Source organism: Kitasatospora sp. NPDC056783, assembly GCF_042789895.1.
Taxonomy (GTDB): domain Bacteria; phylum Actinomycetota; class Actinomycetes; order Streptomycetales; family Streptomycetaceae; genus Kitasatospora.
The window spans coordinates 1-15687 of the sequence record NZ_JBHUAF010000188.1; the positions used below are offsets into that span (position 1 = coordinate 1).

Sequence of the window (15687 nt, forward strand, 5' to 3'; positions counted from 1 at the left end):
GGCTCGGACGGTTAGGGCCCCCCCCCCGCTTCAGGTGGTCACCTCAGGAGGCGACCACCGGGGTCGGGCGCGGTCAGCTGCAGCCGCTGGTGGAGCCGCAGCCCTCGCAGAGGTAGCAGCTGCCGGCGCGGCGCATCTTGGTGCCGCAGGAGAAGCAGAGCGGGGCGTCGGCGTTGAGGCCGAGCTGGATCTCCATCAGCTCCGTGGAGTTGTGGGCCTGCTTCGGGGCCGCCTTGGGCGCCTCGGTGGCCGGGGCCGGGATCGCGGCCGGCTTGACGACGACGGGGGCCACGGGGGCGGACTGGGCGAGCGACTCGGTGTCGAGTTCCTCGGCCTCCAGCGGCTCGTACGAGCCCGTCTCCAGGTGACGCTGGCGCTCCTCGACGGAGTGGATGCCGAGCGCCGAGCGGGTCTCGAACGGCAGGAAGTCGAGCGCCAGGCGGCGGAAGATGTAGTCGACGATCGACTGCGCCATCCGCACGTCCGGGTCGTCGGTCAGACCGGCCGGCTCGAAGCGCATGTTGGTGAACTTCGCGACGTAGGTCTCCAGCGGCACGCCGTACTGGAGGCCGACCGAGACGGCGATGGAGAAGGCGTCCATCATGCCCGCGAGGGTCGAGCCCTGCTTGGACATCTTCAGGAAGACCTCGCCCAGACCGTCGTCCGGGTAGGAGTTGGCGGTCATGTAGCCCTCGGCGCCACCGACCGTGAAGGAGGTGGTGATGCCCGGACGGCCCTTGGGCAGGCGCTTGCGGACCGGGCGGTACTCGACCACCTTCTCGACCGCGGCGACCGCGGCGGCCGGAGCGGCCGGGGCCTGCTCGGTCTTCTCCTCGGCGTCCTTCTTCTTGGCCGAGAGCGGCTGGCCGACCTTGCAGTTGTCGCGGTAGATCGCGAGCGCCTTGACGCCCATCTTCCACGCCTCGAAGTAGATCTCCTCGATCTCCTCGACCGTGGCGGACTCGGGCATGTTCACCGTCTTGGAGATGGCGCCGGAGATCCAGGGCTGGATCGCGGCCATCATCCGGACGTGGCCCATGGCCGAGATGACGCGCTCGCCCATCGCGCAGTCGAACACCTCGTAGTGCTCGGACTTGAGACCCGGGGCGTCCACCACGTTGCCGTGCTCGGCGATGTGGGCGACGACCGCCTCGATCTGCTCGTCCTGGTAGCCCAGGCGCTTGAGGGCGCGCGGGACGGTGCCGTTGACGATCTGCATCGAGCCGCCGCCGACGAGCTTCTTGAACTTGACCAGGGCCAGGTCGGGCTCGACACCGGTGGTGTCGCAGTCCATCATCAGGCCGATGGTGCCGGTCGGGGCGAGCACCGAGGCCTGGGCGTTGCGGAAACCGTTCTGCGCACCGATGCGCAGCACGTCCTGCCAGGTCTTGTTCGCGGCCAGCCAGACCGGGGCGTCCAGGTCGTCCAGCGAGACGGCGTCCAGCGAGGCGTCCGCGTGCTGCTTCATGACCTGGCGGTGCGCGGTCGCGTTGCGGGCGTAGCCGTCGTACGGGCCCACCACACCGGCGAGTTCGGCACCGCGGCGGTAGGCGGTGCCGGTCATCAGCGAGGTGATGGCGCCGGCCAGGGCGCGGCCGCCCTCGCTGTCGTAGGCGTGGCCGGTGGCCATCAGCAGGGCGCCGAGGTTGGCGTAGCCGATGCCGAGCTGGCGGTACGCGCGGGTGGTCTCGCCGATCTTCTCGGTCGGGAAGTCGGCGAAGCAGATGGAGATGTCCATCGCGGTGATGACCAGCTCGACCACCTTGGCGAAGGTCGCGGCGTCAAAGGAGTCGTCGTCGCGCAGGAACTTCATCAGGTTCAGCGAGGCGAGGTTGCAGCTGGAGTTGTCCAGGTGCATGTACTCGGAGCAGGGGTTGGACGCGTTGATGCGGCCGGACTCCGGGCAGGTGTGCCAGTGGTTGATGGTGGTGTCGTACTGGATTCCGGGGTCGGCGCAGGCCCAGGCGGCCTCGGCCATCTTGCGGAACAGCTTCTTGGCGTCGACGGTCTCGATGACCTCGCCGGTCATCCGGGCGCGCAGGCCGAATTCGGTGCCGTTCTCGACGGCGGTCATGAATTCGTCGTTGACGCGGACCGAGTTGTTGGCGTTCTGGTACTGGACGGAGGTGATGTCGTCCCCGCCGAGGTCCATGTCGAAGCCCGCGTCGCGCAGGGCGCGGATCTTCTCCTCCTCCTTCACCTTGGTCTCGATGAAGGCCTCGACGTCCGGGTGGTCCACGTCGAGCACGACCATCTTGGCCGCGCGGCGGGTGGCGCCACCGGACTTGATGGTGCCGGCCGAGGCGTCGGCGCCGCGCATGAAGGAGACCGGGCCGGAGGCGTTGCCGCCGGAGGAGAGCAGTTCCTTGGAGGAGCGGATCCGGGAGAGGTTGAGGCCGGCGCCGGAGCCGCCCTTGAAGATCATGCCCTCTTCCTTGTACCAGTCGAGGATCGACTCCATGGAGTCGTCGACGGACAGGATGAAGCAGGCGCTGACCTGCTGGGGCTGCTTGGTGCCGACGTTGAACCAGACCGGCGAGTTGAAGCTGAACACCTGGTGGAGGAGGGCGTGGGTCAGCTCGTGCTCGAAGATCTCGGCGTCGTCCTTGGTGGCGAAGTAGCCGTGCTTCTCGCCGGCGGCGCGGTAGGTGAGCACCACGCGGTCGATGATCTGCTTGAGGCTCCACTCGCGCTGCGGGGTGCCGACGGCGCCGCGGAAGTACTTGGACGTCACGATGTTGACCGCGTTGACCGACCAGGAGTCGGGGAACTCCACGCCGCGCTGCTCGAAGTTGATCGAGCCGTCACGCCAGTTGGTCATGACGACGTCGCGCCGCTCCCAGCGGACCTCGTCGTACGGGTGCACGCCAGGAGTGGTGTAGATGCGCTCCATCCGCAGACCGCCCTTCGGGGCCTTGGCACCCTTGGCCGCGGCCTTCTCGGACTTCGACCCGCGTGCGGAACCGCTCGTGGTGTCTGTCACTTTTCCTCCTCCTGGGCAAACGCCCGAAGTGCCCCGAAAAGTCCGGGCACTGCTGGTTCGTTCTTCCGGTGTGCGGGCAGGCGGAGACCTCGCCCGCTTACGCACGGTTTGTAGTGTTCTGTGCCCCGTTTTCGGGCACGCGTGGGCCCCGTGGGGCCGTGGTGGTGCGGGACAGGGCCCGTGACGGGCCCGGCGCCTCCTAGGGCGCGGCGGCGGAGACGGACACGCAGGTGCCGTCCGTCTCCGGGGCGTGGGGCCGCTCGGCGCGGAGCTCCGCGATGGCGGCCTCGAAGTCTTCCAGTCCGTCGTAGGCCTGGTACACGCTGGCGAAGCGCAGGAACGCGACCACGTCGAGCTCCTTGAGCGGGCCGAGTATGGCCAGCCCCACGTCGTGGGTGGTCAGCTCGGCGCTGCCGCTGGCGCGGACGCACTCCTCGACCCGCTGGCCGAGCTGGGCCAGCGCGTCCTCGGTGACCGGGCGGCCCTGGCAGGCCTTGCGGACGCCGGTGATGACCTTCTGCCGGGAGAACGGCTCGGTGACGCCGCTGCGCTTGATGACCATCAGCGCGGCCGTCTCCACCGTGGTGAAGCGGCGGCCGCAGTCCGGGCACTGCCGTCGGCGGCGGATGCAGCTGCCGTCCTCGGTGGTCCGGCTGTCGACAACACGGCTGTCGGAGTGCCGGCAGAAGGGGCAGTGCACCTCGGGATCCCTCCCTGGCAGAACGTTCGGACCTGTTGAGTCTATGCGATGCGCCCCCGCCCTGGGCAAGCCGATCATGGGGGGCGACCACTAGTACTGGGCACGGAGAGGACTGTAGCCACTACATCTAGGCCCCTGGGGGAAGTGAACACCCTGGCGTGTCGACGCCGATTAGACTGCCCGGGGCGGGCCCGACTCGAACATTTACTCGATGTACAACAAAGCCTTGATCGAGTCAGTCAACTCCCGAATAATTCACTCGAACGTGTGTTTGGCGCAACCTTTCGATAGGCGGCGCGTTGGGCTGGAAAAGGGAGAGGACAGCCGTCGAGAGGGGCCGCCGTGAACACGATCGAAAGCAACACCATCCCGGTGCAGGAACACTCCCAGTTCAAGGTGGGGCAGCGCACCACGAATCAGCAGGGTGTGGACATCAGCATGGACCGTAGCGAAGACCACCGTCTCTCCGGCGCGGCCCTTTCCGGCGCGGCCCGGGTTCCCGACCAGCCGATCGAGCACTCCCCCGCGATGGACGACACCCACCCCTCGCCCGCCCGCGCGATGCCCGGCCGCCCCCCCGGCATCCGGACCGACGAGGCCGGTCTCACCGAGCGCCAGCGCCGGGTGATCGAGGTCATCCGGGATTCCGTCCAGCGCCGCGGCTACCCGCCGTCCATGCGCGAGATCGGCCAGGCCGTCGGCCTGTCGAGCACCTCCTCGGTCGCCCACCAGCTGATGGCCCTGGAGCGCAAGGGCTTCCTGCGCAGGGATCCGCACCGCCCGCGCGCCTACGAGGTCCGCGGCGTCGAGGTGGCGCGTCCGAACACCGCCGAGACGGCCGGCCGGCCGTCCACCTCCTACGTCCCGCTGGTCGGCCGGATCGCCGCCGGCGGGCCGATCCTGGCCGAGCAGACGGTGGAGGACGTCTTCCCGCTGCCCCGCCAGCTGGTCGGCGAGGGCGAGCTGTTCGCGCTGACGGTGCGCGGCGACTCGATGATCGAGGCGGCCATCTGCGACGGCGACTGGGTCACCGTGCGCCGCCAGCCGGTCGCCGAGAACGGCGACATCGTGGCCGCGATGATCGACGGCGAGGCCACCGTGAAGCGGCTCAAGCGCGAGGACGGCCGGATCTGGCTGATGCCGCACAACCCGGCGTACGAGCCGATCAACGGCGACAACGCGACCATCCTGGGCAAGGTCGTCGCGGTCCTGCGCCGCCTCTGATCCAGGCGGGTCCCCGCGCCGAGGCCGATCGAGGAACGGCCCCGCGCCGCCGCTGAGCGCTCAGTCACGGCCCCGCGCCGCCTCCGAGCACTCGGCGGACCACACACCGGAGAGGGGCTCCACCGCGACCGCGGGGAGCCCCTCCGGCGTCTTCCGGGCCCGGCGAAGGACCGTGGAGCCGAGGACCGTGGAGCCGAGGACCGCGAGCCGAGGACCGCAGGCCGCCCGGGCCCTCAGCCCCGCTTGACCACCGGCCGCACCGGCGCCGCCGAGGCGTCGATCGCCGCCAGCGAGCGGCGCACCTGGTTGCGGTCCGTGGTGTACCAGAACTCCGGCATCGAGGAGCGGAAGAAGCTCCCGTACCGCTTGGTCTCCACCCGCGGGTCCAGTACCGCGACCACCCCCCGGTCGTCGGCCGCGCGCACCAGCCGGCCCGCGCCCTGGGCCATCAGCAGCGCAGCGTGCGTCGCCGCGACGGCCATGAAGCCGTTCCCGCCGCGCTGTTCCACGTCCTTCTGGCGGGCGCTCATCAGCGGGTCGTCCGGCCGGGGGAACGGGATCCGGTCCATCACGACCAGCTGGCAGGCCGAGCCGGGCACGTCCACGCCCTGCCAGAGCGAGAGCGTGCCGAACAGGCAGGTCGTCGCGTCCGAGGCGAACTCCCGGATCAACTCGCCCAGGGTGTCCTCGCCCTGGAGCAGGATCCGGTTGTCCAGCCGCTCGCGCATCGCCTCGGCGGCCGTCTGGGCGCCGCGCATCGAGGAGAACAGGCCCAGCGTCCGCCCGCCGGCCGCGCCGATCAGCTCGGCCAACTCGTCCAGCATGTCCGGCCGTTCGGGATCGCGCCCGGGGTCGGCCAGGTGCTTGGCGACGTACAGGATGCCCTGCTTGGGGTACTTGAACGGCGAGCCGACGTCGATCCCGCGCCAGTGCGGGACGGCGTCCTCCCCGAAGCCCGGCTCGGGGTTGTCCCCGGCGGTGCGGACGTCCGGCAGCCTGGTCTCGGAGGGCAGGCCGACCGAGGCGGCGACGCCGTTGAAGTCCCCGCCGAGCTTGAGCGTGGCCGAGGTGAGGACGACCGAGCGCTCCTTGTACAGCCCCTCGCGCAGCAGCCCGGACACGCTCAGCGGGGCCACCCGCAGCGAGGCGGTGCCCAGCCCGTAGCGGTCGCTGCGCTCGATCCAGACCACGTCGTACTCGGAGTCCTGCAGCAGCCGGTCGGCGGTCTCGTGCAGCGTCTCGGCCGCGGCCATCGCCTGCTTGCGGACGGCGTCCTCGTCGCTGAGCCCCTTGTCCCTCGTCTCGCCGAGCGAGGTGATCACCTGGCGGGAGGCGTCCCGGATCGCGGTGACCGCGTACGCCAGGTACTCGGGCAGTTCCTCGACCCGGCCGGGCTGGGCCGTCTCCATCAGGCCGTGGAAGTTCTCGGCCGCGGCCTGGAGCGCGTCCACCGCCTTCTCGTCGGCCAGCCGCGCGGCCCGCTTGACCGCCCTGTTGACCGCGCCGACGGTCAGCTCGGCGGTGGCCGCACCGGTGACCCGGTTGACCAGCTCGTGCGCCTCGTCCACGATCAGCAGCCCGTGCTCGGGCAGCACCGGCGCGCCCTCGATCGCGTCGATCGCGAGCATCGCGTGGTTGGTGACCACGACGTCCGCCAACTTGGCCCGCTCCCGGGCCTTCTCCGCGAAGCACTCCTGCCCGTACGCGCAGCGGGTGGCGCCCAGGCATTCCTTGGAGGTGACCGACAGCTGGGCCCAGGCCTTGTCGGAGACGCCGGGACTGAGGTCGTCGCGGTCCCCGGTGTCGGTCTCGTCGGCCCAGTCGCGCAGCCGCAGCACGTCCTGGCCGAGCTTCCCGGTGGGCCCGCCGAGCGCGTCCACCGGGTCGAACAGGCCCTCGCCCTCCTCGCTCGGGGTGCCCTCGTTGGCCCGGTGCAGGCACAGGTAGTTGGAGCGGCCCTTGAGCATCGCGAACAGTGGGCGGCGGCGCAGCACCGGGTGCAGCGCGTCGACGGTGCGCGGCAAGTCCCGTTCCACCAGCTGGCGTTGGAGTGCCAGGGTGGCGGTGGCGACCACCACGCGGTCCCCGTGGGCGAGCGCGGGCACCAGGTAGGCCAGGGACTTCCCGGTGCCGGTGCCGGCCTGGACGAGCAGGTGCTCGCCGTGGTCGACGGCGTCGGCGACGGCCTCGGCCATCCGGACCTGACCGGGGCGTTCCACACCGCCGACGGCCGCGACCGCGGCGTGCAGCAGTTCGGGGATCCGCGAGCGCGGGACGGCGACGGCTTCCTCGGTCTCGTCGCCGAGGTCCGCCGCGGGCTGGGATTCGGAGTCGTTCGTCATGACCCTCCCAGCCTACGGGGCGGGGGTGACAATCCGGTCCCGCTGCGCGGGCATTCGCACGTCCACGGCGACCAGCGCGTTCGGCACCGTCCCGTACCGGGCGGCGTGCGGGCGGTGCGGGCGGTCCTGGTAGCCGTCCAGCAGGAGCCGGTTGCGGTTGAGGCAGAGCCGGTCGATCCGGGGGCGGAACAGGTCGAACAGTTCGAAGCGCTCGCCCAGCTCGGGGAAGCGCTCCTGGTAGCGGAGGACCTCGGTGCGCAGCAGGGCCCAGAACTCGGTCTCCGGCAGTCCGGTCTGCTCCTCCAGCAGTGGGGCGAGGTAGCGGAAGACGCCGATGAACAGCCCGGAGTGGATGAACTGGCAGAGCCCCTGCGGGCCCTCCCGCAGCAGCACCTCGGCCACCTCCGCGGGCAGGCCGTCCAGTTCGGGCAGGCGCTGCGCGCTGAGGTTGACGTCGTCCACGAAGTCCTTGACCGCGAGCCGGACCGGCACGTCGGAGGAGTCGAAGACCACGATCGCGTTCTCCCCGTGCGGGGAGAAGACCAGCCCGTAGCGGTAGAGGAAGTGCAGCAGCGGCGGCATCATGGCGGCGAACAGCCGGGCGGTCCAGTCGCCGGGGAGGAGGCCGGAGCGGGCGATCAGCTCGGCGACCAGCGCCCGCCCGTCGGAGCCGGTCTGGAGCAGCGCGGCCAGGGTGCGGGCGCGCTCGTCGCCGTCCAGGAAGGGTCCGAGCGGCTGGCGCCAGATCGCGCCGAGAAGTTCCTTGTACTGGTACGGCGCCTCGGGCAGCTCGCGGTAGAGCGGGTGGTCGACGGTGACGGAGGCGATCTCGCCGAGCAGGATCACCCGGCACTCGTCGCGCAGGTACGGGTCCGCGTCGCGCAGCCCGAGCAGCCAGGCGGTGACGGCGGGCGCGGCCCGGGTGCGCTCGACCGGCAGGCCGCGCCAGACCAGGGTGTTGAGGATGGACAGCGGCAGCTTGACGGTGCAGCGCTCGGGGTGGGCGGTGTTGAAGAAGGAGCGGATGGACTGCTGGGGCAGCCGTGGGTCGCCGTCCGAGGGCAGCGGGACGATCTCCCCGGAGGCGATCCAGGGGGCGAACAGCGGCAGGATCGTCTGCTCCCACTGCCAGGGGTGGACGGGCAGCAGCAGGTAGTCCTCGGCGTCCGGACCGAGCGCGGCGCGCAGCGCGTCCACGTCGTCCAGTTCGCGGGCGTACAGCTGCTCGGGCCGTTCCAGGCCGGGTACGCCGTGGTACTCGGCGAGCCGGCGGTGCACCGCGATCCAGGGCAGCGGGCGCGGGCTGCGGGCCTCCGGGGCCCAGCGGGCGGCGTCGATGCCGGAGAAGCCGATCCGGCCCTTGTTGGGGACGATCCAGGGGTGGCCGGTCTGCCGCCCTTCGAGCGCGGCGTGGTCGAGCTCGGCGAGTTCGGCGGCGGTGAGCGCGGTGGCGAGCTGGCGGGCGTCGGCGGTCAGGGTGGCGGAGAGCTCGCGGATCAGGTGGCCGGTGGTCTCGCCGCTCATGCCGAGCGTCAGCCGGGCGTACGGGAGGAAGCGCAGCGGGTCCAGTCCGTCCGGGTGGGTGCAGCGGACGGACCCGGGGTCGACCTGCCAGCTGTCGTAGGCGCCGCGCCGGGCGGTGAAGCGGTACTCCGCCTCGGGCAGCTCCAGCCGGTACTCGCCGGGTTCGTCGCCGGGGACGGGCCGCAGCAGTTCCTCGTAGGCGAACTCGCCGATCATCTTGGCCAGCAGGGCGCGGCCGGCCCGCTGCCAGTGCCCGGGGGTGAGGTGCGGGGGCAGGTGGAGCGGCGGTTCAGCGGCCGACGGTTGCGGCACGGGTCAACTCCTGGGGGCGGGGGACGGCGGGGGTCCGGGGCGGGGTCGCGGGGGCGGGTGGTGCGAAGCCGGTCCAGGCGGTGCGGTCGGGCAGCCGGTGGACGGTGCGCCCGGTGACGGCGTTGAGGATCACGGCGGCCCGGTGGGCGCCGAGCCCGAGGTCGGGGGTGCCGACGCCGTGGGTGTGCAGTTCGGCGTTCTGGACGTACAGTCCGCCGGCGAGTTCGGGCCTGGTGGCGACCCGGTGGTCCAGGTCGACCCGGTAGCGCCCGGATTCGTCCCAGTCGATGAGTCCGGCGAGCGGTTCGAGCGCGGCCGGGCGGGCCGCCCGGTAGCCGGTGGCGAGCACCACGGCGTCGGTGCGCAGCAGGTGCTCGGTGCCGGAGTCGTCGTGCCGGCAGTGCAGTTCGAGGCCGTCGCGGGGGCCCGGTCGGGCGTCGGTGACGGTGGTGCCGGGGCTGATCTCGACCGGGGCGGTGTCGATCGGGCGGCCGATGGTGCGCTCGTAGAGGTGGTCGTGGATCTCGGCGAGGGTCTCGGCGCTGGCGGCCTTGTGCAGTTGCCACTGGGCGGCGACCAGCGTGTCCCGGACGGGGGCGGGCAGGCCGTGGAAGTAGCGGGTGTAGTCGGGGGTGAAGTGTTCCAGGCCGAGCTTGGAGTACTCCATGGGGGCGAGTGCCCTGGTCCGGGTGAGCCAGCGCAGCCGGACCCGGTCGCCCTCGTGGCGGCGCAGCAGGTCGAGGAAGACCTCGGCGCCGGACTGTCCGCTGCCGACGACGGTGATGTCCCGGGCGCCGGCCAGGTCGGCGCGGCGGTCCAGGTACTCGGCGGAGTGGAAGGCGCGCGGGTGGCCGGCCAGCGCGCCGAAGGCCTCGGGCAGCACCGGTCGGGTGCCGACGCCGAGGGCGAGGTTGCGGGCCCGGACGGAGGAGCGCCGTCCGGTCGCGGTGTCGGTGAGTTCGACCCGGTACCAGGGGGCGTCCCAGCGCAGGGCGGTGACCTCGGTGCCGAAGCGGCAGTTGGCCAGCCGTTCGGCGGCCCAGCGGCAGTAGTGGTCGTACTCGCGGCGCGGCAGCTGGAAGCGCTCGGCGAAGTAGAAGGGGAACAGCCGGTCCTGTTCGCGCAGGTAGTTGAGGAAGGACCACGAGTTGGTCGGGTCGACCAGGGAGACCAGGTCGGCGAGGAAGGGCACCTGCATCCGGGCGCCCTCGACCAGCATGCCGGGGTGCCAGCGGAACTCCGGGCGCTGGTCGCAGAAGAGCGTGCGCAGGCCGGGCACCGGTTCGGCGAGGGCGGCGAGCGAAAGGTTGAACGGGCCGATGCCGACGCCGAGCAGGTCGTACGGGGTGGTTGTCGAGGTGTCCACAGGGGTGTCCTAGGCGGGGAGTTGGGCCTGTCGCACGACAGGCCCCGGGGCTCGGTCGCGGACCATGAGGGCGGCGCGCTTGTCGGGCAGGTCGAGTTCGGCGGCGGCCCGGAACCCGGCCCGTTCGAAGGCCCGGACGGACCGCCGGTTGCGGACGTCGGGCTCGGCCACCACCCGTTCGCAGCGCGGATCATGGTGAAGAATCAATTCTGCGAGCGCGGCCAGGAGCAGGGCGCCGAGGCCCCGGCCGCGGCTGGCGGCGGGGCCGAGCAGCAGGTGCACGCCGGTGTCGTACGGCCGGGCCGGGTAGTGCGCGGCGAGCGGGTCGAGGTCGGCGCGGTAGACCTCCCAGTAGCTCATCGGCTCGCCGTCGAGCAGGCCGAGGCACGGGGTGCTGCGGCCGTCACCGTCCAGTTGGGCCCGGACGTGCCGTTCGGTGACCTCCGGCGGGCCGGCGAGCTCCCAGAAGGCGTCGACCTCGGGGTCGTTCATCCACCCGGTGATCAGTTCCAGGTCGGCGGGCAGCCGGACCGGGCCGAGCCGGAACTCGCCGGCCGGGGTGGGGACCGGGCCCCACCCGGGCAGGTCGCGCGGCATCAGGCACCCGCCACCGGATTGGGGATGTCCACGTAGACGGACTGGCTGGCGACCGGGCCGACCAGCTCGTCCATGCCGTTGATCCGGGTCAGCAGGTTGGCCTTGCAGGGCAGGGTGGGCGCGTCGAGCAGCAGCGCGGGCAGCGCGGAGCGGGTGGCGGTGGCCCTCGGGCCGGCCAGGAAGCCGCGCAGCGCGGCCAGCAGCACGGTCTCGTCGGCGAGCCGCTGGGAGCCGAAGGCGCCGATCAGGCCGAGCACGTGGTTGATGCCCAGGTAGTAGGCGAAGTGGTGGTCGATCACCTCGTCGGGGAGGAAGGTGTCGCTGTCCGCGCCGAGCCCGGGCAGCCGGGCGGTGAGCCGTTCGGCGGCGCTGTCGCGGTAGTAGTAGCCCTGGTTGTCGCGGTAGCGGCCGCCGCACGGCCAGCCCTCGGCGTCCAGGTGGACGATGCTGTTCTGCTGGTGCGCCTCCAGGGCGATGCCGCCCCGGCCGTCCAGCCAGAGGATGGGCAGCACGACCGCGTCCAGGTAGCGCAGGAACCACTCGGCCGCGACGGTCCGCACCGGTCGGCCGCAGCGCGCGGCCAGTGCCCGCAGCAGGTCACCGAGCCGGGAGGGCATGGTGTCGCCGGTGCCGAGCGGCTGTTCGGCGACCAGTCCGGCGACGCACAGCGCGCGCTCGGCGGGGGCGAAGGGCTGGGCGCGCAGCACGGTGTCCAGGCCGCCCGGGTCGCCGAGGTCGGGGTGGTCGACGCCGATCCAGGCCGGGTCGCGGACGATGTCGAAGCCGGGGTGGGCGGCCCGCCACTCGGCGGCCAGCCCGCTCTCCAGCAGCCGGTGCATCTCCAGGCCCCGGTGCAGTTCCTTGCGCAGGTTCTCCCGGCGGGAGTTGGTGATCCGCAGGCCGAGCGAGAGCTTGAGCATCCACGGGGTGCCGGGCCGGTAGACGGTGCGCACCGAGGAGGTGGGGTACCAGGGCTCGCCGGCCGGGCCGAGGTCGTGCAGCAGCCCGTCCGCGAGCAGCGCGGCGACGGCCGGGCGGTGGGCGAGTTCGCGGGCCTGCCAGGGGTGCAGCGGCAGGGCGGCGGTGCCGGGCGGCAGCGCCGGGCCGCCGTCGAACAGGCCGGCGGTGAGCCGTTCGGCGCTCTCGGCGACGGCGGAGCCGGCCGCGAGCAGCGCGCGGTCCACCGCGAACCAGTGCAGTTGGAAGGAGCCGTGCAGCTCGGGCGAGTAGGCGGCGCTCTGGGCCGGGCCGAGGCCGTCGCGGCTCTTCGGGGTGGGGTGCAGCGGGTGGCCGAGCAGCAGGGACTGCTCGGCGGCGAGGAAGTGCGAGCGCTCCGGCCCGCCGGGGACGGCGCCGGTGCGGCGGTGGGCGAGGATCTCGGCGGTGCGCACGACCGAGTCGGCGACCCGCGCGGCGAGGTCGGCGACCTGGCCGGGGTCGGGCCGTTCGGCGGCCGCGGCGGCGAGCAGCGCGGCGGTGGTGACGGCGTCCACCGGGGCGTCGGCGGTGCCCTCGCCGGCCGCGAGGGTGGCGGCCCCGAAGCGGTGCCAGCCGCCCGGCGACCAGTAGCGGACCGGGACGGTGAGCCTGGCGGCGCCGCCGAGGACGGCGATCCGCAGCCGGCCGTCCGGGCCGGGCCGGGCTCCGGTCTCCCGTGTCCAGCAGCGCAGCAGGGCCTCCAGGCCGGCCTGTTCCGCGGCGACGGCCGGGTCGGGGTCCAGCAGCAGGTCGTGTCCGACGGGCCGCTCCGCGGTGGGCGTCGGTACGGGCGGGGCTCCGGTGAGGGCGGCGGTGCTCAAGGCTGCTCCTTGGGGCGCGTGGGGGTGCTGACGCGCACTGTGGTGGAGGGGTCTGCGGGCACTCGCACCGTCGCGTCAGGTAAGGGTTACCTATCCGTGATGGGTGATCACAAGGACCACTCACTCGTCCGGGTGAAGATCTCGGATTGTCCGCTTCCGGGGCCGAACGCCCTGCTGCGTCCTCGGACCGCCCCGGCCCGGGTCACGGATCGATGACCTCCCGGCGGCCGTGGAACCCGGGGGGCGGACACCGCCGTCCTCGTCCGCGATGGAAGACTCCAGGGCGGCGCACCGGCGCCGCACGAATCGGCCGGGTACCCACCAGCCCGGAGTGGAGCCGCCGGCCGCGGCACCGCCCGGGCCCGGGGCACCGCCCGGCACCGAACCACCGAGCACAGGGGGAAACGCACAGATGGCAACGATCCACCGGTCGGCACTGGCCGCCGCCCTGGCCGCGGGCACCCTGCTCGCCGTGAGCGCCTGCGGGCCGGACGGCCCCCCCGGCGGCACGAGCAGCCCCGAGCCGCCGCCCGCCTCGACGGCCGCCCAGACCACGGGCTCCGGCGGCGTGATCGGCGGAATCCCCCTCCCGTCCGGGCTGCCGACCAGCCTGCTGGAGGGACTGCCCAAGAGCTGGGACGACCTGAAGAAGTGGAAGTACGAGGACTGGGACAAGTGGGCGTCCAAGCACGTCTTCAACAACCCGGTGGTGAAGGACTTCTGGGACCCGGACAAGATGGGCGACTCCAAGCCCGCCGACCCGGCCCCGCCCGCCGCCAAGCCGGCGCCCGCCACGCCCAAGCCGGCCACCGACGACGGCGTGACGGACCCCGAGCCCCCGGCGGTCAAGGCCGTGGCAGTGCCCCGTCCGTACACCAAGCAGCCCTCCGGCAAGGTGTTCTTCTCCGCCCAGGGCGGCCGCGGCAACTGCTCGGCGACGGTGATCACCGACCCCCAGCACCCGGGCAAGAGCAACCTGGTCTGGACGGCCGGCCACTGCGTGCACGAGGGCAAGGGCGGCAACTTCTACAAGAACCTGGTCTTCGTGCCCGCGTACAACAACTCGGGCGCCTCCAGCGGGGGCAAGCAGGCCCCGCTGTCCGAGCTGGCCCCGCTCGGCACCTGGTGGGCCGACCAGGTCACCACCTCGCCGCAGTGGATGGTCGAGGGCGGCGGCACCGGCGACGCCGCCAACCAGTACGACTTCGCGATCATGCGCGTGCGCAACCAGAACGACACCGGCAAGTCCCTGGAGGAGACCGTCGGTTCGGCCGTCCCCGTCTGGTTCGACGCGCCGCGCGACCAGCTCAAGGTCACCGCCACCGGCTACCCGCTCGCCAAGCCGTTCGACGGCCAGGAGCTGTACAAGTGCGACGGCGGCAAGCCCACCCGGCTCTCCTTCGACGCCAAGCGCCCGACCATGCTGACCATCGGCTGCACCATGACCCAGGGCTCCAGCGGCGGCGGCTGGTTCGCCACCATGCCGGACGGGCGGACCGCCCTGGTCAGCAACACCTCGATCGGCACCCAGGAGCACACCTCGCTGAGCGGCCCGTACCTGGAGGCGGTCGCCAAGCAGGCACTGGACTGGATCTCCAAGAAGTAGCCACCGCCACGGGGGCGGTCTTGAACCACCAGCACAGCACGGGGGACGATCCAGCATGCCCAGAACCACCAGCCGGGCCGCGGCGGGCGCCGCCGCGCTGCTCGCCGCGCTCGCCCTGGGCGCGTCCGGGTGCGGCCCGAACGGTCCGGCCCGGCCCGCCGCCCCGCCTCCCGCCCTGCCCACGTCCGCGCCCACCAGCCTGGGCGACCTGAGCGGCTGGAAGGTGGAGGACTGGGCCCGCTACGTCGACGACAGCGGCTTCCCCGGCGGCGCGGCGCCCGGCTCCTGGACGGCCGCCCGGATGGACGCGGCCAAGCCCCGCCCCACGCCGGAGTACTCGCTGACCGCCCCCGCCGCGGCCGGCGTCGAACGGGACGCCCCGCCCGCCGCCGTCCCGGCCCAGCCGCTGCCGCACCCGTACGGCCCGGCCGGCGCGGTGGTCGGGCGGCTCTTCATGACCACCCCGCAGGGTGACGCGGCCTGCTCCGCCACCGTGGTCTCCGACCCGGCCAACCCCGGCCGCAGCAACCTCGTCTACACCGCCGCGCACTGCCTGCACGACGGCAAGGGCGGCGGCTGGCTGAAGAACCTGGCCTTCGTGCCCGGCTTCAACCGGGACGGCCGGGCGGCCCGCGGCAAGCCGTACCCCGACCAGCAGGCCGCCCCGTACGGCCGGTGGACGGCGGTGCGCGCGCTGGTCTCGCCGACCTGGCTCCAGGAGAGCGGCGTCGGCGCCCACGACCAGTACGACTACGGCATCCTCCGGGTGCGCGGCGAGGACGACTCCGGCAGGTCCCTGGAGGAGGCGGTCGGCGGCTCGGTCCCGGTCTGGTTCAACGCCCCGCGCGACCGGATCACCGCGGTCGCCGCCTACGGCTACCCGGCCGAGCGGCCGTTCGACGGCCTGGAACTCGAACACTGCGACTCGCCGGTCGCGCCGGGGCGGCTGTCCTTCGACCCGGCCCGCCCGCCGATGTACGTGCTCGGCTGCACCATGACGGCCGGTTCCGGCGGCGGAGGCTGGTTCGTCGTCAGGGACGGCAAGCCCAACCTGATCAGCGTCGGCGCGGTCGGCAACCGCAACCCGGCCGGCTACCAGGCCGGCCCCTCGCTCCAGGACCAGGCGAAGCAGGCCTTCGACTACTTCGCCAAGAACGTCAAGTAGCCCCCGGACGCGGACGTCCGGGGGCTGCCTCGACGGGCGGATCAGCCGTGCAGGGCCACCGTGAAGTAC

10 protein-coding genes are annotated in these 15687 nt (G+C 72.7%); 3 read left to right on the plus strand and 7 right to left on the minus strand.

The annotated features are described in order from the left end of the window. Positions 1-73 precede the first annotated feature (73 nt). Positions 74-2983, minus strand: a complete 2910-nt coding sequence (locus ACFRMQ_RS24510) for a vitamin B12-dependent ribonucleotide reductase (protein ID WP_380732745.1) — start codon at positions 2981-2983, stop codon at positions 74-76. 199 nt (positions 2984-3182) lie between these two features. Then, the gene (nrdR, locus tag ACFRMQ_RS24515) at positions 3183-3683 is read right to left on the minus strand and encodes a transcriptional regulator NrdR (RefSeq protein WP_380732746.1); all 501 of its coding nucleotides are present in this window, start codon (positions 3681-3683) and stop codon (positions 3183-3185) included. 342 nt (positions 3684-4025) lie between these two features. On the opposite strand from nrdR, the gene lexA reads away from it, so the two are divergent. Continuing rightward, positions 4026-4907, plus strand: a complete 882-nt coding sequence (gene lexA, locus ACFRMQ_RS24520) for a transcriptional repressor LexA (protein WP_380695746.1) — start codon at positions 4026-4028, stop codon at positions 4905-4907. Between the two features lie 233 nt (positions 4908-5140). Here the strand turns inward: lexA and ACFRMQ_RS24525 are convergent, their stop codons facing one another. The 5 genes from ACFRMQ_RS24525 to ACFRMQ_RS24545 are packed head-to-tail and all read right to left on the minus strand — an operon-like array spanning position 5141 to position 12847. Beyond that, positions 5141-7249 (minus strand): ATP-dependent DNA helicase, encoded by a 2109-nt coding sequence (locus ACFRMQ_RS24525; RefSeq protein WP_380732747.1) that lies wholly within the window; start codon positions 7247-7249, stop codon positions 5141-5143. A 12-nt stretch (positions 7250-7261) separates the two neighbouring features. Next, complete coding sequence (locus ACFRMQ_RS24530) at positions 7262-9085, minus strand: IucA/IucC family protein (protein ID WP_380732748.1); 1824 nt, start codon at positions 9083-9085, stop codon at positions 7262-7264. Then, positions 9063-10451 carry a lysine N(6)-hydroxylase/L-ornithine N(5)-oxygenase family protein gene (locus tag ACFRMQ_RS24535; protein WP_380732749.1) on the minus strand — a complete coding sequence of 463 codons (1389 nt, stop codon included), beginning with the start codon at positions 10449-10451 and terminating at the stop codon, positions 9063-9065. Before ACFRMQ_RS24535 ends, ACFRMQ_RS24530 begins: the two co-directional genes overlap by 23 nt. 9 nt (positions 10452-10460) lie before the next feature. Continuing rightward, positions 10461-11156: a GNAT family N-acetyltransferase gene (locus ACFRMQ_RS24540; RefSeq protein WP_380732753.1), complete on the minus strand. Its 696-nt coding sequence runs from the start codon at positions 11154-11156 to the stop codon at positions 10461-10463. Then, complete coding sequence (locus ACFRMQ_RS24545; protein WP_380732750.1) at positions 11048-12847, minus strand: IucA/IucC family protein; 1800 nt, start codon at positions 12845-12847, stop codon at positions 11048-11050. Before ACFRMQ_RS24545 ends, ACFRMQ_RS24540 begins: the two co-directional genes overlap by 109 nt. A 412-nt stretch (positions 12848-13259) precedes the next feature. Between ACFRMQ_RS24545 and ACFRMQ_RS24550 the strand changes: the two genes are divergently transcribed. Together ACFRMQ_RS24550 and ACFRMQ_RS24555 are read left to right on the plus strand one after the other, a co-directional pair. Beyond that, positions 13260-14453: a trypsin-like serine peptidase gene (locus ACFRMQ_RS24550; RefSeq protein ID WP_380732751.1), complete on the plus strand. Its 1194-nt coding sequence runs from the start codon at positions 13260-13262 to the stop codon at positions 14451-14453. A 55-nt stretch (positions 14454-14508) separates the two neighbouring features. Beyond that, positions 14509-15618, plus strand: a complete 1110-nt coding sequence (locus ACFRMQ_RS24555) for a trypsin-like serine peptidase (RefSeq protein ID WP_380732752.1) — start codon at positions 14509-14511, stop codon at positions 15616-15618. Positions 15619-15687 lie beyond the last annotated feature (69 nt).